At 71.6% G+C, this 22006-nt stretch carries 20 protein-coding genes; 10 read left to right on the plus strand and 10 right to left on the minus strand.

Features of this window, described 5'->3' with window-relative positions; all coding sequences use genetic code 11:
* Genes AB0K34_RS32470 through AB0K34_RS32495 form a run of 6 tightly spaced genes read left to right on the plus strand, consistent with a single transcriptional unit; the run spans nt 1 to nt 6188 of the window.
* On the plus strand, nt 1-1071 hold the full coding sequence (locus tag AB0K34_RS32470; protein WP_364552827.1) for an MCE family protein: 1071 nt from the start codon (nt 1-3) through the stop codon (nt 1069-1071).
* Entirely contained in the window at nt 1062-2093 is a 1032-nt protein-coding gene (locus AB0K34_RS32475; RefSeq protein ID WP_364552828.1) for an MlaD family protein, read from the plus strand. The genes AB0K34_RS32470 and AB0K34_RS32475 overlap by 10 nt, the downstream gene beginning before the upstream one ends.
* Complete coding sequence (locus tag AB0K34_RS32480) at nt 2090-3157, plus strand: MCE family protein (protein ID WP_364552829.1); 1068 nt, start codon at nt 2090-2092, stop codon at nt 3155-3157. The genes AB0K34_RS32475 and AB0K34_RS32480 overlap by 4 nt, the downstream gene beginning before the upstream one ends.
* A complete protein-coding gene (locus tag AB0K34_RS32485; RefSeq protein ID WP_364552830.1) occupies nt 3154-4167 on the plus strand; it encodes an MCE family protein in 1014 nt (337 codons plus the stop codon). The genes AB0K34_RS32480 and AB0K34_RS32485 overlap by 4 nt, the downstream gene beginning before the upstream one ends.
* Nucleotides 4164-5465, plus strand: a complete 1302-nt coding sequence (locus tag AB0K34_RS32490; protein ID WP_364552831.1) for an MCE family protein — start codon at nt 4164-4166, stop codon at nt 5463-5465. Before AB0K34_RS32485 ends, AB0K34_RS32490 begins: the two co-directional genes overlap by 4 nt.
* A gap of 15 nt (nt 5466-5480) precedes the next feature.
* A complete protein-coding gene (locus AB0K34_RS32495) occupies nt 5481-6188 on the plus strand; it encodes a hypothetical protein (RefSeq protein WP_138639220.1) in 708 nt (235 codons plus the stop codon).
* A 103-nt stretch (nt 6189-6291) separates the two neighbouring features.
* On the opposite strand, the gene AB0K34_RS32500 is transcribed toward AB0K34_RS32495, so the two are convergent.
* The 5 genes from AB0K34_RS32500 to AB0K34_RS32520 all read right to left on the minus strand — a co-directional run bounded on the left by AB0K34_RS32500 (nt 6292) and on the right by AB0K34_RS32520 (nt 13501).
* The gene (locus AB0K34_RS32500; RefSeq protein WP_364552833.1) at nt 6292-8529 is read right to left on the minus strand and encodes a glycosyl hydrolase family 18 protein; all 2238 of its coding nucleotides are present in this window, start codon (nt 8527-8529) and stop codon (nt 6292-6294) included.
* 8 nt (nt 8530-8537) lie between these two features.
* Nucleotides 8538-9170, minus strand: a complete 633-nt coding sequence (locus AB0K34_RS32505) for a DUF305 domain-containing protein (RefSeq protein ID WP_138639222.1) — start codon at nt 9168-9170, stop codon at nt 8538-8540.
* A 24-nt stretch (nt 9171-9194) separates the two neighbouring features.
* Nucleotides 9195-10088 (minus strand): lytic polysaccharide monooxygenase, encoded by an 894-nt coding sequence (locus AB0K34_RS32510; protein WP_364552834.1) that lies wholly within the window; start codon nt 10086-10088, stop codon nt 9195-9197.
* A gap of 70 nt (nt 10089-10158) precedes the next feature.
* Nucleotides 10159-11925 carry a glycoside hydrolase family 18 protein gene (locus AB0K34_RS32515; RefSeq protein WP_364552835.1) on the minus strand — a complete coding sequence of 589 codons (1767 nt, stop codon included), beginning with the start codon at nt 11923-11925 and terminating at the stop codon, nt 10159-10161.
* 10 nt (nt 11926-11935) lie between these two features.
* Nucleotides 11936-13501, minus strand: a complete 1566-nt coding sequence (locus AB0K34_RS32520; RefSeq protein WP_138641557.1) for a cellulose binding domain-containing protein — start codon at nt 13499-13501, stop codon at nt 11936-11938.
* A gap of 342 nt (nt 13502-13843) precedes the next feature.
* Between AB0K34_RS32520 and AB0K34_RS32525 the strand changes: the two genes are divergently transcribed.
* Complete coding sequence (locus AB0K34_RS32525) at nt 13844-14308, plus strand: pyridoxamine 5'-phosphate oxidase family protein (RefSeq protein ID WP_138641556.1); 465 nt, start codon at nt 13844-13846, stop codon at nt 14306-14308.
* Between the two features lie 54 nt (nt 14309-14362).
* On the opposite strand, the gene AB0K34_RS32530 is transcribed toward AB0K34_RS32525, so the two are convergent.
* The 5 genes from AB0K34_RS32530 to AB0K34_RS32550 form a co-directional block, all read right to left on the minus strand.
* Nucleotides 14363-15802, minus strand: a complete 1440-nt coding sequence (locus tag AB0K34_RS32530; protein WP_364552837.1) for a hypothetical protein — start codon at nt 15800-15802, stop codon at nt 14363-14365.
* Nucleotides 15803-15862: 60 nt separating this feature from the next.
* Nucleotides 15863-16486: a class I SAM-dependent methyltransferase gene (locus AB0K34_RS32535; RefSeq protein ID WP_364552838.1), complete on the minus strand. Its 624-nt coding sequence runs from the start codon at nt 16484-16486 to the stop codon at nt 15863-15865.
* A gap of 83 nt (nt 16487-16569) precedes the next feature.
* Nucleotides 16570-18102 (minus strand): cellulose binding domain-containing protein, encoded by a 1533-nt coding sequence (locus AB0K34_RS32540; RefSeq protein WP_364552840.1) that lies wholly within the window; start codon nt 18100-18102, stop codon nt 16570-16572.
* A 292-nt stretch (nt 18103-18394) separates the two neighbouring features.
* Entirely contained in the window at nt 18395-19642 is a 1248-nt protein-coding gene (gene fmdA / locus AB0K34_RS32545) for a formamidase (RefSeq protein WP_364552841.1), read from the minus strand.
* Nucleotides 19643-19682: 40 nt separating this feature from the next.
* Nucleotides 19683-19967 carry a zinc ribbon domain-containing protein gene (locus AB0K34_RS32550; RefSeq protein ID WP_364552842.1) on the minus strand — a complete coding sequence of 95 codons (285 nt, stop codon included), beginning with the start codon at nt 19965-19967 and terminating at the stop codon, nt 19683-19685.
* 143 nt (nt 19968-20110) lie between these two features.
* Here AB0K34_RS32550 and AB0K34_RS32555 point away from each other — a divergent pair, with 143 nt between their 5' ends.
* From AB0K34_RS32555 to nuoB, 3 genes are all read left to right on the plus strand, one after another.
* Entirely contained in the window at nt 20111-20839 is a 729-nt protein-coding gene (locus AB0K34_RS32555; protein WP_364552843.1) for a hypothetical protein, read from the plus strand.
* A gap of 136 nt (nt 20840-20975) precedes the next feature.
* On the plus strand, nt 20976-21332 hold the full coding sequence (locus tag AB0K34_RS32560) for a metalloregulator ArsR/SmtB family transcription factor (RefSeq protein WP_138637040.1): 357 nt from the start codon (nt 20976-20978) through the stop codon (nt 21330-21332).
* A 130-nt stretch (nt 21333-21462) separates the two neighbouring features.
* Nucleotides 21463-21948: an NADH-quinone oxidoreductase subunit NuoB gene (gene nuoB, locus AB0K34_RS32565; RefSeq protein WP_364552844.1), complete on the plus strand. Its 486-nt coding sequence runs from the start codon at nt 21463-21465 to the stop codon at nt 21946-21948.
* Nucleotides 21949-22006: the final 58 nt, after the last annotated feature.

Genomic DNA, 22006 nt, shown 5'->3' on the forward strand with positions numbered 1-22006 from the left:
ATGGCGTCCACCCTGTCCCGCCGCGCCCGGATCGGGCTGGTCGTCCGGCTCACCACGTTCGTCACCGTCACCGGCGTCCTCACCGCCGTCATCGGGATGCAGATCGCCCGCGTCGACACCGCCGGCGGCCGGCACCTCACCGCGACCTTCGACGACGCCAGCGGCCTGATGAAGGGCGACCAGGTCAAGATCGCCGGGGCGCCGGTCGGGCAGGTCGACGAGGTGAAGGTGGTGGACGGCAAGGCCCGCGTCGGCCTGACCGTCCGCCACGCGGTGCGGGTCCCCGCCGACAGCGAGGCCGCGATCCGCTGGCGCGACGCGATGGGCCGCCGCGTCGTCTACCTGGTGCCCGGCAAGAGCACCGCGACGATGCGGGACGGCGCGCACATCACGAGGACGCGGTCGGCCGTGGACGGCAGCGCCCTGCTCGACCAGCTCGGCCCGCTCGTCCGCGCCCTGGACCCGAAGCAGGTCAACACCGTGCTGGTGTCGCTGTCGGAGGCCCTCGACGGGAACGCCGGCAACATCGACCGGCTGATCGCCGACATCGACACGCTGTCCGCGACGATCGCCAAGCGCCGCAAGCTGCTGCGGCAGATGCTCGACGACTACGCGACCGTCACCGGCGTCATCGCCCGGCGCGACAAGCAGATCGGCTCCGCCGTCGACGACCTCGTCAGCCTGAGCGACGCGTTCACCGGCAACCGCAAGCTGATCGACGACACGCTCGTCCAGCTCGCGACCCTCGCCCGGACGTCCGACGCGCTGCTCGCGGGCAACGAGCGCGAACTCGGCCAGGTCGTGGACAAGCTGTCCGCGTTCTCGGCCGGGGTGAACCGCAACAGCGGCACGCTGCTGAAGGTGCTGCAGTCGGTGACGCCGAAGCTCCAGCACATCTTCGCCGCCGTCGACAACGGGCAGTACGTGGAGTCCGCGATCCCCTGCCTGTCGCTCGCCGCGCCGCCCTGCCCGTACCCGACGCGCCTGCCCGGCCCCCGCGAGGGCGCCGCCGGCATCGACACGCCGAAGGAACTGGAGAACCTCATGGTCGGGGGTGGCCGATGGCGCTGAGATCCTTCCGCGACCGCAACCGGATCGCGGTCGGGCTGGTGTCTGCGGGCACGCTGGCCGCGCTGGTCGTCGCGGTGTACCTGGTCGGGACGCGCGGCCTGTTCCAGGACCGCTACACCGTCACCGGGGTGTTCGCCGCGACCGGCGGGCTGCGGTCCGGCGACGAGGTCCGGGTCGCCGGGGTCCGGGTCGGCGAGGTCGGCTCCGTCCGCCCCGACCACCGCCGGGGGTACGTCGTCGTCAGCTGGAAGGTCGACGGCGACGTGGACCTCGGCCCGAACACCCGCGCCGAGATCAAGGTCGCGAACGTGCTCGGCGGCCGGTACCTGCGGCTGTCCGGCCCGGTCGCGGACCCGCACCTGGCCGACCTGCCCGACGATAAGCGCCGCATCCCGCTGGACCGCACCCAGGTCCCGACGACGATCAACGACGTGCTGGACGCGTCCACCCGCACGGTGTCCAAGCTCGACACGAAGGCCATCAACAAGATCGTCGCCGAGCTGAACGGGATCGGGGACGACGACCGGGGCCGGCTCGGCCGCGCGCTGACGAACCTCGCGGGCCTCGCCGAGACGGTGAACGAGTCCGACCCGCAGATCAAGAGGCTGCTCGACGGCGGCGACCGGATCCTCAAGCTCGCGGACGCCAAGGACGCCGAGCTGTCCCGGCTGCTCACCAACGTCCAGGCCATGCTGGACGAGCTGCGCGAGCGCCGCACCGAACTGGCGGCGTTCCTCGGCTCCGGCAACCGGGCCGTGGAGAGTCTCACCCAGCTCATCGACGACCGGCAGGCGAAGCTGCTCACGCTCGTCGCCGACCTGCGCGGCACGCTCGGCACCCTGCGCCCCGCGACGGGCGACTTCAACCAGCTGCTCGCCTGGGCGGGGCCCACGCTGTCCGAGCTGTCCGGCACCGGCGGGCAGGGGCCGTGGCTGGAGGTCGTCGCGACCGGGCTCGGCCCGCTGTCGCCGAAGGACCTCGCCGACCTCGCCCGCATCGCCCCGAAGGGAGCCCGCCGATGAGCCCCGAGGGGAGCCCGCCGCCGCGCCGCCGCGGACGCCCGGTGGCGGCGGTCGCCGTGCTCGCGCTGACCGCGGCGCTCGGCGGCTGCGGCATCGCCGCCGAGCCGACCTACCCGATGACGATCTACTTCGCGAAGGCGCCCTCCCTCTACGAGGAGTCGCAGGTGAAGGTGATGGGCGCCGACGCGGGCACCATCACCTCCATCAAGGACGAGAGGCACCGGGTCCGCGTCGACATCGAGGTGAAGCGGTCCGTGCCCGTCCCGGCCGGGGTGCACGCCGCGATCGACTCGTCCGACGCGCTGGGGGAGCGGTTCATCAGCCTGCACCCGGTGTGGAAGCCCGGCATGCCGGAGGCCAAGCCCGGCACGGTCGTCCCGCAGGAGCGCACCGAGCTGCCGGTCGAGATCGACGACGCGCTCGCCGCGTTCGCCAAGCTCAACAACTCGATCGACGCGGGCGCGCTCGGCCCCGCGATCCACCGCGCCGCCGGGTCCGTGCGCGGGCGCGGGCAGGGCATCAACGACGCCCTGCACAACACCTCCGAGCTGACCGGCGACCTCGCCGCGCAGGACGAGAAGATCGCGTCGCTGGCGAAGGGGCTGCACAGCCTCGCCGCCGACCTCAACGGGCGCGACCGCAAGCTGTCGGACCTGCTGCGCTCCTTCTCCACCACCAGCCGGACGCTCGCCGACGAGCGCACGCAGCTCCGCGACTTCGTGGCCGGGCTCGCCGCGGCGATCCGCAAGAGCGACGTGCTGATCACCGCCTACCGCGAGACGCTGCCGGCCACGGTCGCGGACCTGTCGAACATCGTGCTCAGCCTCAAGGGCAACGTCGCCGGGCTCACCCAGGCCATCGACAGCCTCGGCCGGTTCGCCGACGTCGCCGTCCAGGCATGGGACAAGCGCAACCACGTCGCCACCATCCGGCTCGTCGTGCACGGCACCGTCCGGGCCTGGCTCCAGCCGCTCTTCACCGCGATGGGCTGGGGGGACATCCCGTGCCTCGAAGGCCGGCCGGCGCTCGCGGACTGCCAGCCACCGCCGGGAGGACGGGGATGAGAACGTTCGTGACCTGCCTCCTGGCGTGCGTCCTGGTGGTCGCCGCCGGGGGCTGCTCGCTGCAGACCATCGGCGCGCCGCGCGGCGACGTGACCCTCAACGCCACGTTCGACGACGTGCAGAGCCTCGTCGTCGGGCACAGCGTCCAGGTCGCCGACATCCGCGTCGGGACCGTCACCGGCATCCGGCTGGACGGCTTCCGCGCCCGCGTCACCATGTCGCTGCGCGAGCGCGTCCCGTCCGGGACGACGGCAACCATCGCCAAGTCGTCGCTGCTCGGCGAGAACTACGTGCGGCTCAACCTGCCGGCCGGAGCGCGCCTGGACAGCGGACCCTTCCTGGCGTCCGGCGCCACCATCGGGAACACCAGCGTCCAGCCCGACCTGGAGCAGATCAGCGAGAAGGTCGGGCCGCTGCTCGCCGCCCTAGGCGGCCAGGACATCGCCACCATCAGCGCCGAGTCCGCGACCGCGCTGGGCGACAAGGGGACGAAGCTCAACACGCTCATCGCCCGCGCCGCCGACGTCGGCGACCAGTACGCCGCCGCCAGCGCCGACCTCGGCCGCGCCCTCGACTCCCTCGGCCAGCTCGGACGCTCCCTCAGCAAGGGCTCCAAGGACCTTGAGCGGCTGCCCGGCAACGTCGATCTCGCCACCCAGCGGCTCCAGGACGACCGCGACAACCTCAAGCGCACCATCCAGGCACTGCTGAAGCTCGCCACCTCCGTCAACGCCAAGGTGCAGAAGCGGCACGCCGCGCGGCTCGCGGCGCTGCTGAAGCGCGCCGACGAACTGCTCGCCGCCGCGCTGCGCGGGCGCGACGAGCTGAAGGCCCTCGCCGGGACCGTGCTGAACTTCCTGAACGGGCCGTCGGTGTCGTCCAGCGGGCAGGCCCTCCTGTTCCTGTGGATCAAGGGCTTCCTGCCGCACCCCGGCGCCGCCGCCGCGGCAGCGTCCGGGACGTCCGGCAAACGGCAGAACCTCCAAGGATTGCTGGGGCCGCGCCCATGAGATATCCCCGCGTCGCCGTCAACCTCGTGTTCTTCGCCGTGCTCGGGGCCGTCCTCACGGTCTGGGCGGTCCGCAGCGTCATCCACATCGAGGCGCTCGAACGGCCCTTCACCGTCACCGCCGACTTCGCGTCCTCGCCCGGCCTGCACGGCGACCTGGAGGTCACCCACCTCGGCGTCCGGGTCGGCGAGGTCGGGACGGTCCGGCTGCGCGGCGACCACGTCGCCGTCGGCCTCGACCTCGACCGGGACGTGCGGATCCCCGCCGACGTGGGGGCGCGGGTGCTGCGCAAGTCGGCGATCGGGGAGCCGTACATCGAGCTGACCCCGGCGGCGTCTCCGTCCGCCGGGTTCCGGACGCTCAAGGCCGGCGACCACATCCCGGTCGCCCGCACCGCCGGGACCACCGACTACAAGCAGCTGTTCGACGGCCTCAGCCGCACCCTCGACGCCGTCGACCCGCGCGACACCCGGACGCTCGTCCACGAGCTGGCCACCGGCCTCGAAGGGCGCGGCACCGACCTGCACGACATGATCTCCGACGCGCACCGGCTGACCGGCACCCTCGCCGCCGACGCCGGCACGCTGGACGCGCTGGCCCGCGAGCTGACCCGCCTCACCGCGACGCTCACCGCCCACCGCGGCGACATCGCGTCCGGCGTGGACGACCTCGCGCTGCTCACCGCGTCCCTGCGGCAGTCGAGCCGCGACCTCGACAGCGTCCTCGCCAAGGGACCCGGTGCCATGAGGAACCTGCACGCGCTGCTGCAGGACGCCCGGCCCGGCCTGGACTGCCTGCTCACCGCCGCCGCGACGCCCACCGCACCGCTGATGACCCCCGCGAACCAGCGGAAGATCAACCACGTGCTGCGGCTCGTCCCGACGCTGCAGGCGCTCGTCTCCGACATCACCGCGACCGACGCGAGCGGCAAGTACCTGCGGGTCACGCCCGTCATCACGCTCACCGGACCGGCCAGGGCGGCGACCGAGTACACCACCCCGGTCCCGAAGCCCGCCGCGCCGAACCTCACCTTCTGCGCGGCGAGCGGGGCGGAGGGCCCGCAGGCCGCGAAGGCCGCCTCGAAGGTCAAGCCCACCCCGGCGGCGGGCGGCGGCGACGCCGGGACCGGTGTGCCCGCCGGCACGTCCCCGGACGGCGACCTGCGCCCGGTGAACGCCGGCGGGGCGGACCGGGACACCCGCTGGCTGCCCCTCCTGCCACCCGTGCTCGGCGGCCTCATCGCCGTCGTCGCCGTCCTCAACACCCTCCGCGTCGCCCTGCGCCGCCGTTCCCGATAGGCCCCTGGAGGACCCGTGAGCAAGACCGACACCCGCCCGAAGGACGACGCCGAGACCGAGGAGCCCGAGGTCGCGGAGGACGCCGAGGCCGAGGACGCCAAGGTCGCCGAGAAGGAGGCCGTCAAGAAGGAGCCCGCGCGGCGGGCGTGGCGGCGGGTGCCGGACAAGGCGTGGCTGGTGCGGGCGACGGTCGCGGTGGCGGTCGTCGGGTCGGCGGTCACCGCCGGGATGCAGTGGTACCAGGCCGATCGGGCGGCGCAGCGGGACGCGGAGCGGGCGCAGGTCAGGGCCAGTGCCGCCGAGTTCGGGCAGGCGCTGCTCAGCTACGACCACACCAAGCTGCAGGACGCTCGCAACCACGTCCTCTCGCTGGCGTCCGACGACTTCGCCAAGACCTACGACGAGGCGTTCACCGGCGGGCTCGAAGGCGTCATCGGCAAGTTGAAGGCGGACGCGACGGCGACCGTCCGGACCGTGTACCTGGGGGAGGTCGAGTCGGGGACGGCGAAGGCGGTCGTCGTCATGGACTCCGAGGTGCACAGCACGGCGGGCACCCGCCGGGTCCTCGGGTCCTACCTCGACATGCGGCTGGTGCGGCGCGGCGGCGAGTGGAAGGTCACCGACGTCACCTCGGTCGGGGCGGCGAACGAGAGCATGACCGACCCGGACGGCAACCGGCAGGACCCGGGGAAGGCCGTCCCGCCGCCGAAGCCGGGCGGCTGACACCCCGGGCCGGGGCATGGAACAGGGCCGGCGCCGCGAGCGGGGCAGCGACGCCGGCCCTGGGATCGGGGACGGGGTGCGGTTCAGGCCGTCGGGCCGGGCCTCACTTCAGGCCGTCGTCGAGGGCCTTCGTCAGGACGCCCGGGTCGCCGGACATCTCCCAGATCATGGCGCCGAGCAGGTTCTTGCTCCGCAGCCACGCCGTCTTCTTCTGGATGGACCAGGCGTCGTCGAACGACCACCACTGCCCGTTGTCGCCGGTGTAGCAGGACGTCGCGACGGCCTGCTCATCGTGGACGATCTTGCAGTTGGGCAGGCTGGAGATCAGGTTGCTGTAGCCGCGGGTGCCGGCCTCCTCCTGGAACTGGCCGGGCGCCGCGCCCTTCGCGTCCTGCCATTCGCCGCCCTTGCCGCCGTCGGTCACGTTCTGCCAGCCGCGCCCGTAGTAGGCGAGCCCGACGGTCAGCTTGCGCGGGTTGACGCCCGCGTCGAGGTAGGGCTGGACGGCGTTCTCGACGCTGAAGTGGAACGAGTACGGGTCGTCGGTGTCGGTGTAGAGGTTGCCCTGGTGGCCCGTCCGGTTGGGCTCCCAGGAGTTGTCGCTGCCCGCGCCGTGGAAGTCGTAGCCCTGGATGTTGAAGATGTCCATGGACTTGGCGACCTGGCCCAGCTCCCAGCCGGCCTCGATCTTCGCCGGGTCGGCGGGGGTGAAGGCCGACAGCAGGTACCGCTCGCCGGTCGACTTCGTCAGCTCGTCCAGCTGGCGGCGGAACTCCTCGATGAGCAGCGTGTTGTTGTGCTTGTCGTCCGGGCCGATGTGGTTGCCGGCGTGCCCCTCGGCGCCCGGCCACTCCCAGTCGAGGTCGATGCCGTCGAAGATGCCGGCGGCCGTGCCCGGCCCGCCCGCGCCGTTGTAGTCGGGCAGGTTGCCCTTGATGTAGGTGTCGATGCAGGACGCGACGAACTTCTTGCGGGACGCGTCGGTCTTGGCGACGTCGGAGAAGTACTTGGAGTACGTCCAGCCGCCGATGGAGATCAGCACCTTCAGCTTCGGGTACTTGGCCTTCAGCTTCTTCAGCTGGTTGAAGTTGCCGCGCAGCTTCTCCCAGCCGGTGTCGCCGACGCCGTCCACGGACTGCGCGGCGCTGAACGGCCGCCCGTAGTCGGCCTCGGCGTCGCCCGCGCCGTCGCCCTGGTTCGGGTCCTGCGGGTCGGACGTCGTGCCCTTGGTCACGCCCTGCAGGCAGGTCAGGTTCACGGGGTCGATGTTGGCGAACGCGTAGTTGATGTGGGTGAGGCGCGCGGCGTTGCCGGTCGTGTCGAGGTTCTTCACGAAGTACTGCCGCCCGTAGATGCCCCACTGGACGAAGTAGCCGACGCGCGCGTAGCCGTTCGCGACGACGTCGTCGGTCGTGACCTTCACGGCCGCGCTCTCCGCCGACAGGTTGTCGTACTTGTCGCGGGCCCGGACGGTGAACGAGTACTCGGTCGAGGGGGACAGGCCCGCGACGGTCGCGGACGTGCCGGTCACGGTCGTCGCGACCTTGCCGCCCACCAGCACGTCGTAGTTCGCGACGCCGGTGTTGTCGGTCGAGGCCGTCCACGCGAGCTTCACGCTGGCGGAGTCCTTGCCCGTGCTGTGCAGCCCGGACGGGACGGACGGCGCCTGCGTGTCATCGGCGGGGTTGTTCGTCTTCACGGTGACGGGCGCGCTGGCGGGGGACAGGTTCCCCTTCCGGTCGCGGGCCTTCACGGTGAAGGTGTAGTCGGTGTTGGGGGTGAGGCCGGTGACCGTGGCGTTCGTGTCCGGGACGGTCGTCGCCAGGGTCGAGCCGTTGTAGACCTCGTACGCGGTGACCGGCAGGCTGCCGGCCTGCGCCGCGTCCCAGGCGAGGGAGACGGTCTTGGTCGTCTTGACCGTGACCTTCAGCCCGCCTGGCGCGTTCGGCGGGACGTCGGCCGACCCGTCGCAGTTGGCGTCGTTGACCCGGCAGCTCGTCGGCTCCGCGCCGGACCGGCTGACGGTGAACGTCGGGCTGTACGGGTCGGTGCTCCCGCCCGCCTTGACGGTGTTGATGTAGAACGCCGGGGTCAGCGTGACCTTCGTGCCGTTCTGCGTCAGCGTGGCGTTCTGCGGGTTGCTCGCCGTCACCCCGGAGGGCAGCTCGAACGTCAGCTTCCAGCCGGTCACGGCGGTCGTCCCGGGGTTGCTGACCACGTACTTGCCGGTCGTCCCGGACAGGCTGAACGCCGCCGTCAGCCGGTCGGCCGCCCGCGCGGGCGCGGCTGCCAGCGCCGCGACCACGACGAACGTGAGAAGGATGCCGATTAATCTGCGCATGCGTACACCTACTTCTGGGGGAGCTTCTTCTGGGTCGGGGAGCTCGTGGCCCGGGCGCCGAGGAACGCGAGCATCTGGTCGATCTGGGCGGAGCGGGACCGCTCGACGCGCTGCGCGAGCCGCTTCGTCCACGCGTCCCGGCCCTTGCCGGTCTCGAGCCGCGCCATCTGGACGGCGTCGTCCTGATGGGCGATCAGCAGGTTGAGGAACGCGCGCTCGAACCGGTCCGGCGGGGTCTTCGCGAGGGCCGTCAGCTCGGCCTCGGTCGTCTGCGGCATCCCGCCGTGCGCGGCGTGCGCGCCCGGGTCCGCCCGCAGCGGCCGCCGCCAGCTGCGCAGCTGCCCCTGCATCTGCCGGGCCTCGGCGACCTCCGTGGTCTCGATCGCCGCGGCCAGCGTCCGCACCTCGGGCCGGACGCGGTGCCGCTCCGCGAGCCGGACCAGCTTCACGCCCTGCTCCTGATGCGGGAGCATCATCTGCAGGAACATCACGTCGGCTGCGTTGAAGCCGGCCCCGCCGCGCGCCGCGGGCGCGGGACCACCGGACGGGGATCCGCCGGTGGTCCCGCACCGCACGATCAGCAGCAGGCCGCACACCGCGAGCAGCGCCGCGGCGGACCTGGACCATGCTCGGCCGCTCATCGCGCGCGCCTCACCGTGCCGCGCTCAGACCTGGCGCCAGAGCGCGGCCGTGTTCGGCGGTTCCCATCCGGCGATCGCCGTGTGCGCCTGGAGGCACGCGTAGGTCACGCCGTTGTAGGTCACCCGGTCGCCGGTGGCGTAGGACGTCCCCGCCTGCCAGGTGCCGCTCGGGGTCTCGGTCGGTGTCGGGGTGGGGGTCGGGGTCTCGGTCGGCGTGGGGGTGGGCGTCGGGGTCGGGGTGCCGGTCGGGGTGGGCGTGGGCGTCGGGGTCGGGGTGCCGGTGCCGCCGAAGTCGACGTCCGAGCAGGTGTAGAACGCCTCGTCGCTGTAGGCGACCCGCTGCCAGATCGAGTACAGGACGTGGCGGCCGGTCCGCGGCGGGATGTTGAGCGTCCACTTGGTGTACGTCGTCGGGTTCACGTGCGTGTACGACGCCAGCGGGACGAGGTCGGCCCAGCGCAGCGGCTGCGTCGGGTTCCAGCCCTCGCGGGTGATGTAGAACTCGAAGTTGCTGTCGGCGTGCGGCGCGGTCGCGTGGTAGGTGATCGTCTGCGGCCCCGCCTTCATCGGCGTGGCGGGCCAGTCGGCGCGCTGCAGGTCGAGGCCGCGGAACTTCGCCCGGCCCGCGCTGCACAGCTGGCCGTCCGGGATGATCTCCCGGCTGCGGCCGCCCGCGTTCAGCAGCGACACCTCGTTCCAGTCGTAGAACGCCTGCGTGCCGCTGGCCGCGACCGCCGCCTTGCACGCGTCCGACTGCGGGGTCTCGGGGTCCTCCAGGAAGCAGGTGTAGACGCGGCTCGGCGGGTCGGACATCGTGCCGTGCGCGCTGGCGGCCGTCGCGCCGCCGAGCACGACCAGCGCGGACGCGGCCGGGACGGCGAGCGCGACCGCGGCGGCCCTGGGACGGATCGATCTCATGTGCTTCTTCCTCCGTGGGGGTGGGATGCCGTGAGGCGGTTGGGGAAGTGACGCGGGGGTCAGGGGGAGGTCAGGGCAGGGAGTTCAGGAAGGGTTCGTGGCTGTTCATGAACTCCCAGCCGTAGTAGCGGTCCCAGTTGACCGACCAGGTCATCAGGCCGCGCAGGTCGGGGGACGTCCCGCCGCGCAGCGTGTAGCCGCCGCAGCCGGACCCCTTCACCAGGCAGTTCACCGCCTGCTGCACCTGCGCGGGCGGCGTGTACCCGTTGCCGGCGCTGACCGCCGCGGGCAGCCCGATGCCGATCTGGTCGGGACGCAGCCCGGGGAACGTGCGGCCCGTGTTCGCGACCGGGAACCCGGCCTTCACCATGTCGGTCATCGCGATGTGGAAGTCGGCGCCGCCCATGGTGTGGTACTGGCCGTCCAGGCCCATGACGGGACCGGAGTTGTAGTCCTGGACGTGCAGGACGGTCAGGTCGTCCCGCATCGCGTCGATCACCGGGAGGTAGGCGCCCGTGCGGTTGTCACCGCCGCTCGACCCGCCGTAGAACTGGTGCCCGACCTGCACGAAGAACGTCTCCGGCGCCATCGTCAGGACGAACTTCGCGCCGTACTTCGCCTTCAGCGACTTCAGCGCCGAGATCAGGTTCACGATGACCGGCGTCGTCGGGTTGCGGAAGTCGGTGTCGCCCGCGTTGAGGTACAGCGAGTGGCCCTCGAAGTCGACGTCCAGGCCGTCCAGGCCGTACCTGTCGATGATCGCGGAGACCGACCGGACGAACGCGTCCCGCGCGGCCGCGGTCGTGAGCTGCACCTGGCCGTTCTGGCCGCCGATCGAGATCAGCACCTTCTTGCCCTGCGCCTGCTTCGCGCGGATCGCGGCGATGAACTCCTCGTCGCTCTCCACGTTCGGGCATTCGCCGACCGGGCACCGGGTGAACCGGATGTCGCCGGACGTCGGCGAGGTCGGCTCGCCGAACGCGAGGTCGATGATGTCCCACGCGTCCGGGACGTCCGCCATCCGCACGTAGCCGGAGCCGTTGGCGAAGCTCGCGTGCATGTAGCCGATCAGGGCGTGCTTGGGCAGACCGGTGTTGACGCAGCCGGTCGTGCGCGCGCTGACGGGCTCGGACTCGGCCGACTCGCCGACGTCGTTGTAGGCGGCGACCGTGTAGGTGTGCGAGGTGCACGCCGCCAGGCCGGAGACGGTGGCGCTCGTCCCGCCGGTCACGGTGGCCTTCACCGTGCCGCCCTCGTAGACGCGGTACCCGGTGACCGTCCCCGACGACGCGCCCCAGTTCAGGGCGACCGAGGTGTCGGTGACGGTTCCGAGCTGCGGCTTTCCGGGGGTTCCGGGGACGCCCGGCTGCGGCTCGCCGCCGGGGCCGTCGAGGACGACGTCGTCCGCGTAGTACGTCCCGTTGCCGTACCAGCCGTGCAGGAAGATCTGCGCGGACGTCTGGTTCGCCCCGGTCGTGAACGTCACCGACAGCTGGGTGAAGTCGGCGGCCGACGGCGTCCACGTGGACGTCCCGCCGGTCACGCCCAGGTACACGTAGTTGCCGCGCACCCAGGCCGACAGCGTGTAGGCGGTGTTCGGCCGGACGGCCACCGTCTGCGCGCACTGGCCGGTGCTGCCCGCCGTGACGCCGCCGGCGAGCGCGTGGCTCCCCGTCCGGACGGGGCTGGAAACGACCGACCCGCCGTCGCACGCCCACGGGCTCAGCGACCCGCTCTCGAACCCGGCGTTGGCCAGCACGTTCGCCGCCTGCGCCGGGGCCGTGACCCCGACCAGCAGCCCCGCGAGCAGCGCCGCGAGGACCCAGATCCTTCGCATCTCCGGCCTCCTACGGCAGCGTGTCGAGGTGCGGGCCGACGGTGCTCGCGAAGCCGCCGCCGTTGGTGACGTCCCAGTTGATGGACCAGGTCATCGCGCCGCGGATGTCGGGGTAGGTGCGGGACGGCTTGAACGTGCCGCACCCGGTGCCCTTCGCCAGGCAGTCGAGGGCGTTGTTGACCGCCGACGGCGCCACGACGCCGCCGCCCGCCGCGCCGGGCCCGGCCGGCAGCCCGAGTCCCACCTGGTCGGGGCGCAGTCCGCCCTCCAGCTGGATGCAGGCCAGCGCGGTCATGAAGTCGACCGTCCCCTGCCCGTACACCTTCTGGTCGCAGCCGAGCATCGCGCCCGAGTTGTAGTACTGCATGTTGACGACGGTGAGGATGTCCTTGATCTTCAGCGCGAGCTGGAAGTAGGACGCGCCGGTGGACTGCATGTCGAGCGTCTGCGGCGCCATCGTGATGATCAGGTTTGCGCCGGCCTTGGCGCGCAGGGCGCGCAGCGCCTGCTCCATGTACGTCGGGTTGAGGCCGTTCTCCAGGTCGATGTCGACGCCGTCGAACCCGTACTCGGTCATGAGCGCGTACACGGTGTTCGCGAAGAGCTGCGCGGCGGAGCCGTCCGCCACCCGGATCGCGCCCTTCTCGCCGCCGACGGACAGGATGACCTTCTTGCCCTTGGCGTGCAGCGCGGCGATGTCCGACTTGAACTGGGCGTCGGTGTAGCCGCCGAGGGCGGCCGAGAGCTCGGGGTCGACGCGGAAGGCGACCTCGCCCGCCCGCGCGGTGGCCTCGCCGAACGCGACCGCGATGAGGTCGTACTCGTCCGGCACCTGGGAGAGCTTGAGTTCCTGCGCGGGGTTCACGAAGTCGTGCCAGTAGCCGGTCAGGAAGTGCCGGGGCAGGGGACCGGTCGCGCATCCGCTGGTCGTCCCGGTGACGGCGTCGCTGGCGGCCGACTCGCCCTCGTCGTTGTACGCCTTGACCGTGTAGGTGTGGGTCTCGCACTTGGCGAGCCCGCCGATCGTGGCGGACGTCCCGGTGACGGTCGCCTTCACCGCCGAGCCCTCGTAGACGCGGTACCCGGTGGGCGCGCCCGTCGCGGCCTCCCAGGTGAGCGTGAGCGAGGTGTCGGTCTTGCCGGTCACTGCCACGGACTTCGGTGTCGCGGGCTTGCCCGGATCGGTGGGGCCGCCGTCGCAGGGCGCGCCGTTGAAGGTGCAGTTCTGCGGGCTTCCCGGACCGTTCCCGAGGAAGCCGAACGTGACCGAGCCGCCCGCCGGGATGGCGGCGTTGTAACCGCGGTCGGTGAACGTGTTGTGCTGCCCGTTCTTGGCGAGCAGGGCGTCCCAGTAGGAGCCGACGGTCGTCCCGGCGGGCAGGTCGAACTCGACCCGCCAGCCGTTGATCGCGGCGCCGGTGCCGTTGGTGAGGGTGAACCGTCCCTCCCAGCCCGAGCCCCAGTCGGCGGGCTTGCTGAACGTCGCGGACGCGCCCGCCGCGGCGTGCGCGGTGGCCGGGACGAGCAGGGCGAGCAGGAGGACGGCGAGGACACTGAGAACAGAGCGGGGGCGCAAGGGCTACTCCCTCGGTTTCGACGCTGGCGGATTCCCCCGAACCCCGATCGACCGCATTTGACAGTAAAGTTTCCTATCTATTTGCGAGCAAGATAACCAGCGTCCGTGACCTGGGCAACCCCCTGCTGTTCCGCCCCTGGTCAGACCACCCCAGCTTGGACACCGAACCACCCGAGCCCCGCCCGAATATCAGCATGAAACGCCATGAAATGCGGGTTTCTTAGGCAACAGTCGCCAGGGCCGGTCGCCGGCGGCCCCGAGACCCGGGGGGTCCATCGGTCGCTGGGAGTAGGTCCATTGCCTCAGGCGTGCTTCGCGCCCGCCTGGCTAGGGTCGGTCCTCATGGAGAGCGCGGGGATCGTTCGTCGCCAGAGCGCGGAGCGCATACGCGACACCCTGGAGCGGCTCGCCGCCGAGCGGGACATGTGGGTGTCGACGGCCCACCCCGACCGCGGGCCGCACCAGGTGCCGCTGTGGTTCCTGTGGGACGGCCGAGCGGTGTGGATGTGCACGGGTGCCGCTTCCGCTACCGCGCGAAACGTCCGCAAGGAGCCGCGCGTGCGCCTGTCGCTACCGGACACCTTCGACGTGGTGCTCCTCCAAGGTCATGCGGAGTACTTCCCGGACCGGGAGGTGCCCCGAGACGCGGCGGACGCGTTCGCCGACAAGTTCGGGTGGGACCCGCGCACGGAAGAGGGCTCCTTCGTCTATGTGCGCGTGGTCCCGAAGACCGTGCACGCCTGGCGCGGCGAGCCGGAACTGAGCGGGCGAGTCATCATGCGCGCCGGGGTCTGGCTGGAGCCCTAGCTGTAGGGGCGACCCCGATGCGATCGAAGCCTTCGTCGCCTTGCCCCGCGACGCTTAGCGGTCGAGGATGGCGCGGAGGGTGGAGTCGGCGGCCTGCTCCGGGGCGCCGGTTTCAGGGGCGGCGGTGTTCCATTTCTCGGCGTAGGTGTCCACACTTTCGCGGAACGATTTCGTCAGTGCGGAACCGAGCAGGAGCCCGGCGACTGAGACCAGGTGCCGTGCCCAGGTGCGGCCTTTGACGGTGGCGGTGACGTCCACCGTCCATTCCCCGTCGTTGGCTGTGACTCGGTCGACGGTCAGAGCCGCCTCGCCCGCCGGGTTCTCGGCGGTGCCGGTGAGGAGCGGAGCGGGAGAGGCGCCCCACCAGCGCTCGACGCCGGCCTCGGCCGACGCGGTGACGTGCGAGTATCCCTCGAAGCTGCCCGTGAAGCCGGCGCGGACGGCGGTGGGTCTGCGGGCGCTGTCGATCTCGACCCATCCCGCCTGCGCGTCGTCCGGGCTGTTGAACTCGATGCGGTTCGGGCCGTCGAGTTTCCAGGCCGCCACGTGCACATCGAGCGGCTCGACTTCGTCTTCCGGGACGAAGGCGATGCGGTACCTGGTGCCGGGGTTGATGTGCTTTCCCTTGAGAAGGCGGACGCCGAAGGCGCCGGGCTCTTTCTTGGCGAGCCGGCCCTTGGAGAAGCGCAGTCCCTCGATTCCTTGATGGAGGGCTGCTGTATATTCTTCGGCCCATTCGCGGGAAACGGCCTTGAGCGTCACGCGATGCTTGAAGTCGAGCCGCTCTTGCATGCCGCGCTTCGCCATGCCGGGCACTTCGGTGTTCCACGCGGACACGGCGCCGGTGAAGCCCTCGTCCAGTGCGCGGCGGATGCGGGCTCGCGCGATGAGCAGACCCACCGCCGCGAACGGCCGGATGAGGGAACGCCCGCCGAACCGCGTCGTGGTCCGGACGGTCCAGTGGCCTCGCTTGTCCTTGCGTCGTGTGATCTGTAGATCGGCGAACGCGAACGGGTGGACGACCCGGACGGAGATGGGGGACGTCTTCGGCCCGAGGAGGGACCACCACTCCTCGGCCCGCAGCTCGCCTTCCCACCGTGCGCGCCGCAGCCCGCGAAACGGCTTCGGGCCCTGGTAGTCGCCCGTGACGCGGACGCTGTGGAGCCGCCGGGCGGACATCCGCAGATCCAGCCGCAGGTTGACCGTGTGACCGCCGGAGACGACCGCGGCCTCGATCCGCGACTCCCCGACCCGGTTCCAGGCGGGGACGTGCACATCGGCGGTCAGGCCGTCCGTCTCGGCGCGGTAGCGGGCCCCGGCGGCGAGATGCCGGCCCTCCACCAGGCGGACGTCGTCGATGACCTCGTCACCGAACGCGAACCCGTCTTCGGAAATCGGTGCCTGCTCCGCCGCGTCCAGCAGTGCGCGTACGACCTGGTCCAGGAGTTCGCGCGGAAACGGAACGAGCGCGGCATCGCGTCGCAAACGGGCCATGCGGGTCATGATCCTTTAACGGCCGCCGCCTGACCAGTGGAGCGCGTGCTCCGCGTGCGGTCAGCCGCGGGTTCGGGTCGCCCAGAACAGAGCGTGGCCGGTGTCGCCTTCGGGGACGAACTGCTGGTCGGTGACCTCCAGGCCGCTCTGGTCGAGCCACGCGCGGTAGGTGGCGGCGTCGGCCTGGCTCCACCACATGGTGGTGCCGCCGCCGAGCCAGTCGTCGTCCGTGCCGGTCCAGGCGTCCTGGCCGGTCGTCGCCAGCAGCCGGCCGCCGGGGCGCAGCCACCGGGCGATGGCGCGCAGGAGGCGGGGCTGCCGGTCGAGCGGCATGTGGATCAGCGCGTAGAGGCAGACCACGGCGTCGAAGGACGCCGCCGGGAAGTCGAGGTCGGTGGCGTCCGCACGGAGGAAGGCGGCGCCGGGGACCAGGGCTCGGGCCCGCTCGATCTGGACGTCGCTGATGTCGACGCCGGTCACGCGGTGTCCGGCGGAGGCGAGGCGGCGGGCCACGGGGACGCCGCAGCCGCAGCCGATGTCCAGGACGTGCCCGCGCCGGGGGAGGCCCGCCAGCAGGGCGTCGAGCCAGCGTTCGTAGTGCTCGACCGTCTCGTGGTCGCCTCGGTAGTGGTGGGAGAGGGCGTCGTAGCCGGTGCGGACGAGGTCGGCGGGATCGGTGGCCATGCCCGCAGGGTAGGCGCGCCCGCGCCGGGCGGGGGGCGGCCCGCGTCCCGGGAGGGGGACGCGGGCCGCTTTTCGGGGGTGGGTCAGAAACCGGCGCTGATCTTGGTGAACTGCCAGTCGGTCTGGTCGGTGCCGCTGCCGGGGCGGTCGCGGTTGACCGACCAGAAGGTGAACCGGGCCAGGCCGTGCGACTTGGCCCAGTCGCGGATCCGCGTCCAGATCGCGGTCGTGGTGATCTCTCCCTGGTCGGAGCTGCCGTTCATGCCGGAGATGCCCATGTGGGCGTAGGCGTCGGCGTCCGACCAGCCGAAGGCGGAGGTCAGCGCGGACTTCAGGCCCTCGGACGCCTGGACGGTGTTGCCGTACATGTCGGCGCCGCCGCCGAAGTTGAACGGCATGATCGAGAAGATGTCGACGGGGACCTGGAGTTCGGCCGCGCGGTCGATGAGGCGCTTGCCCCAGTAGTTCGGTCCGGTGTTGAGCGTCGGCATCGTCAGGATCGTCTGGATCCCGGGGTTGTTCTGCTCGATGATCTTCAGCGCGCCGAGGATGCGGTCCTGGACGGCCGCGCTCTCGAACTCGTCGCTGTTCTCGATGTCGACGTCGATGGCCTTGAGGCCGTAGGCGTCGATGACCTGCTGGTAGGCGCCCGCGAGGGCCTGCGGTGTGGAGCAGTTCGGGCCGAGCTTGTTGCCCGACCAGCCGCCGATGGACGGCATCACGTCACCGCCGGCCGCGCGGATCTTGCTGATCGCCTGCTCGTCCACGCCGCCCTTGAGCGGGCGGTTGCCGTCCCACGCCGGGGTGCAGCCGCCGCCGGACAGGATGAACGCCATCGTGAACCACTTGATCCCGGACGCGTTCATCACCGTGGCCGGGTCCGGCGGGTTGCCCCAGCCGAGGTACAGGTAGGGCGCGGCGTGCCGGGAGACGGGCGGGACCGTGCAGCCGGTGGTGGTGGCGGAGACGGGCGCGCTCGCCGCGGACTCGCCGACGCCGTTGTACGCCTTGACCGTGTAGGTGTGGCTGGAGCACTTGGCCAGGCCGCTGATGGTGGTGCTCGTGCCGGTGACGGTCGCCTTGACGGACGTGCCCTCGTAGACGCGGTAGCCGCTGGTCTGGCCGGACGAGGCCGACCACGACAGCGTCAGCGACGTGTCGGTCTTGCCGGTGACGGTCGGGGCGCCGGGTGCGGACGGCGTGCCCGGCTCGGTCGTGCCGCCGTCGCAGGAGCCGCCGTTGAGCTTGCAGCCCTGGGGCGTCCCGGTGCCGCTGACGATGAAGCCGAACGAGACGGAGGAGCCGGCGGCGACGGCGCCGTTGTACTCGCGGTTGGTGAACGCGGCGTGCTGCCCGGACTTGGTGAGCAGCGCGTCCCAGTAGGTCCCGACGGAGGAGCCGGACGGGAGGTCGAACTCGACCTTCCACGACGAGATCGCCGAGCCGGTGTCGTTCTTGATCGTGTACTTGCCCTCGTAGCCCGAGCCCCAGTCGGACGCCTTGGCGAACGTCGCGGTCACCGTCGCGGCGGCGTTCGCCGGGACGGGGGAGAGCAGGGCGAGGACGAGGGCGCCGAGGGCGGTGAACAGGAAACCGGGGAGAAGTTTTCTTCGCAAGGTCACTCCCGGGAAGGAGACGGATGAGCGGGAATCCCCCGAACCCCGAGCGGGTCGTGCCGCGTGCGCTCCCTTCTTCTGATAGGAAACTTTCCTATAAATCGCCTGAACGGTAACCGGCCGGACGCGCGCTGGCAACCCCCCTTCCGGCGGCCCCCGGGGGGCCGCCGGGACCAGTCCCGCTCGCGGGCCGGACCAGTGCGGCGGCGGCCGGAAAAAGTCGCCGGGCGGCGGCCTCGTCAGGCCACCGCCCGGCGCCGGGGCGGGTTCGCGCGGCCTGGTTCGCGCGGGTCTAGGACGTGACGGCGCACTGGCCGCGGTCCACGCGCCGCGGGCCGGCCGCGGTGGGGCGGACGTCGAAGTCGAAGAGGGCCGTGGGCAGGTAGAGCGAGCAGCAGGCGTTCGGGATGTCGACGACGCCGCTGAGCCGGCCCTCGATCGGCGCGGCCCCGAGGATGAGGTACGCCTGCTCGCCGGTGTAGCCGAACTTCTTCAGGTACTCGATGGCGTTCAGGCAGGCGTTCCGGTAGGCGAGCGTGGCGTCGGTGAAGTGGTTCGTGTCCGTCTCGTGGTCGACGGAGATGCCGATGAAGGAGATGAACTCGTCGTAGCGCGGCTCGACGTTGCCCGGCATGAAGATCGGGTTGGTGGTGACGCCGTACTTCTCCATGCCGCCCTTGATGAGGTCGACGTTCAGGTCGATGAAGCCGCCCATCTCGATGGCGCCGCAGAAGGTGATCTCGCCGTCGCCCTGGCTGAAGTGCAGGTCGCCGCCGGACAGCATGGCGCCGGGGACGAAGACCGGGAAGAACACGCGCGAGCCGCGGCTGAAGTTCTTGATGTCCTGGTTGCCGCCGTTCTCGCGCGGCGGGACGGTCCGGGCTCCCTCGCGTCCGATGCGCTCCAGGTCGGCGCCGCCGAGGTGGCCCGCGAGGACCTCCCGGGGCTCCGGCGGCAGGGCGAGCGGCGGCACCCGGTCGGGGTCGGTGTCGATGAGGGCCTGCTCACGGGCGTTCCAGCGGCGCAGCATGTCGGCGGACGGCGCAGTACCGAACAGGCCGGGGTGGGTGATGCCGGTGAAGCGGACGCCGGGGATGTGGCGCGAGGTGGCCTGCTGGCCGTGGAAGTCCCAGATGGCCTTGTAGGCGTCGGGGAAGTGGTCGGTGAGGAAGCCGCCGCCGTTATCGCGGGCGAAGATGCCGGTGTAGCCCCAGCCCTGCCCGGCGACGCCGCCCTTTTCCTGCGGGACGGGGCCGATATCGAGGATGTCGACGATGAGGAGGTCGCCGGGCTCGGCGCCCTCGACCGCGATGGGGCCGCTCAGCATGTGGTTGACGTTCAGGTTCAGGTCCCGGATGTCGTTGGCCGAGTCGTTGTCGCCGACCTGCCCGTCCATCCATTCCCGCGACTCGATGCGGATCTCCGACCCCGGGCGGACGGTGGCCGCCGCCGGGATGTCGGGATGCCACCGGTTGTGTCCGGGCACCCTCTGGTCGCGCATGGATTTCGACTGGTCGACGCTGAACACGACCTCGGGCATCTTTTCCTCCGGTGCTTTCCCTGCGTTTCTCTGTTTCCGGTCAAGGGCGGGGGAGTTGTGCGTGCCTGGGGTCGGCGGGCGGTGCGGGCGCGCGCGGCGGCGCGGCCGGCGGGCGGCCGACCACGCGGGGCTCGTGCGCACTGGCCTCCTGGGCGTCGTAGGCGCGGGCGAGCGGGCGGGACGTGCGGGTGACCAGCGGCGGAGTGAAGACGCGGGGCGCCTCGCCGCCGCAGGACGCGCAGGGCTCCGCCGGCCCGGCCGTCCCGATCGGCCGGGAGACGTCGAACGGTCCGCACCCCGCGCACCGGTACCGGTAGATGGCCACGGCAGCCTCCAATGCCTCCACGGCGGACCATTCCGCGGAGAACGGCGGATAAACGGGTCGGTGAGCGGCGGGAAGAGCGGTATTCCGGTGGAAGTCGCCGCCGTTCACTGACATGATCGTTCTGTTCTATGACAAGGGGTGATATGTCGAGGTATTCCAGATTTACCGCCGGGGTTGCCGCGCTGGCGGTCGGCGGCGGGCTGCTCGTCGGAGGTCTCGCCGGCCCGGCCGGCGCCGCCGCGCTGCAGTTCCGCATCGAGGTGCCCAAGACCGTCTCCGTGGGGAAGGGCGAGTACGACAAGTCCTGCGCCATGGACGTCTGGGCCTGGGGTGTCGAGGGGGCCGGCGTCGCCTACTCCAAGGCGTACATGATCGAACCCGACGGCACGACGTGGCCCGTCTACAAGCGCGTCCTGCCGGGCCAGCAGGTCGGCTGGGGCGTGGGCTGCCCGTCCACCATCGACGACCTGGGCAAATGGCGGGTCCGGCTCGTCGCCTACAACCGGAGCGGCAAGGCCCTCGGCAGCCGCGAGAAGTACTGGTACGAGAAGTTCGACACGGTCATCCAGAGCTACAACGCCGCGCCCGAGCCGGTCCGGAAGGGCGGCACGCTCACCGTCTCGGGCCGCCTCCGCCGCGTCGGCGACCTGGGGCTCGGGTACACCGCGTACCCGGGCAAGACGATCCGGGTCTACTTCATGGCCAAGGGCACGTCGTCCTGGTCGTACATGGGGTCCACCAAGACCGCCAAGGACGGGCGCTTCCGCAAGGGCTTCACGGCCGAGCGGGACGGCATCTGGCGCGCCTACTTCCCCGGGACGAGCAACTTCGACCGGCAGAAGTCGCGGGACGACTACATCGACGTCCGCTGACACCCGACCGGCGGCGGCCCCGGGCCGCCGCCGGAACCCGGCGGGCGGGGCTTGCTAACCTTGGCAATTTGTCATGTTGCTACTCCGGCGGGGAGAGCCAGGAGATGGTGCCACGGATGGTCCGCGGGTGGGCGCGGTGAGCGCTCCGCTGTACCAGTTGAAGGCGGAGTTCTTCAAGACGCTGGGGCACCCGGCGCGGATCCGGGTGCTGGAGCTGCTGAGCGAGCGCGACCACGCGGTGGCCGAGATGCTGCCGGAGGTCGGCATCGAGCCGGCGCACCTGTCGCAGCAGCTCGCGGTCCTGCGCCGGGCCGGCCTCGTCGTCTCCCGCAAGGAGGGGGCGACGGTCATCTACTCGCTGACCAGCCCGCGGGTGGCGGAACTGCTCGCGGTGGCGCGGGAGATCCTGACCGGGGTGCTGTCCGGGCAGGCGGAGCTGCTGGACGAGATGCGCGCCTCCGGCCCCGGCGGGCGGACGCGCGGCCACGGCTGACGGGCACGGCTGACGGGCACGGCTGACGGGCACGGCTGACGGGCGGGGTCGTCCGATCGACGGCTTTCGCATGCTTATGAGTTGCTAAAATCGGCAATTGCGCATGTCACTATCGAGGCCGGGGAGCGGTGTGAGAGACCTGTTCCGCAAGATCCGCACGACCGGGCGCGCCGCCGAGGACGCACCCCCGGCGCCCGCGCCCGCGCTTCCCGAGCACGCCCGCGACCTCGCCGGGTCGGTCCAGGTCCGGCACGTGGACGCGGGGTCCTGCAACGGCTGCGAGGTGGAGATCGCCTCGGCGTTCGGCCCGGTGCACGACGCCGAGCGCTACGGCGCGCGGCTGGTCGCCTCGCCCCGGCACGCCGACGCGCTCCTGGTGACGGGGCCGGTCACGCGGAACATGGAGGCGGCCCTCCGCCGCACGTACGAGGCCGTCCCCGAGCCGAAGGTCGTCGTCGCGCTGGGCGACTGCGCGCGCAACTGCGGCGTGTTCGCCGGGGCGTACGGGGTCGCGGGCGCCGTCGGCGACGTGGTCCCGGTGGACGTCGAGGTGCCGGGCTGCCCGCCCGCGCCGGAGGCGATCGTCGCGGCGCTGCGCGGGCTGACCGGCCGATGACGTCCACCGCGTTCGCGGCCGCCCTCGCCCTGAACCTCGCCGCGGCGGTGGCGGGGCT

This window comes from Actinomadura sp. NPDC049382, from assembly GCF_040677125.1.
Lineage (GTDB): Bacteria > Actinomycetota > Actinomycetes > Streptosporangiales > Streptosporangiaceae > Spirillospora > Spirillospora geliboluensis.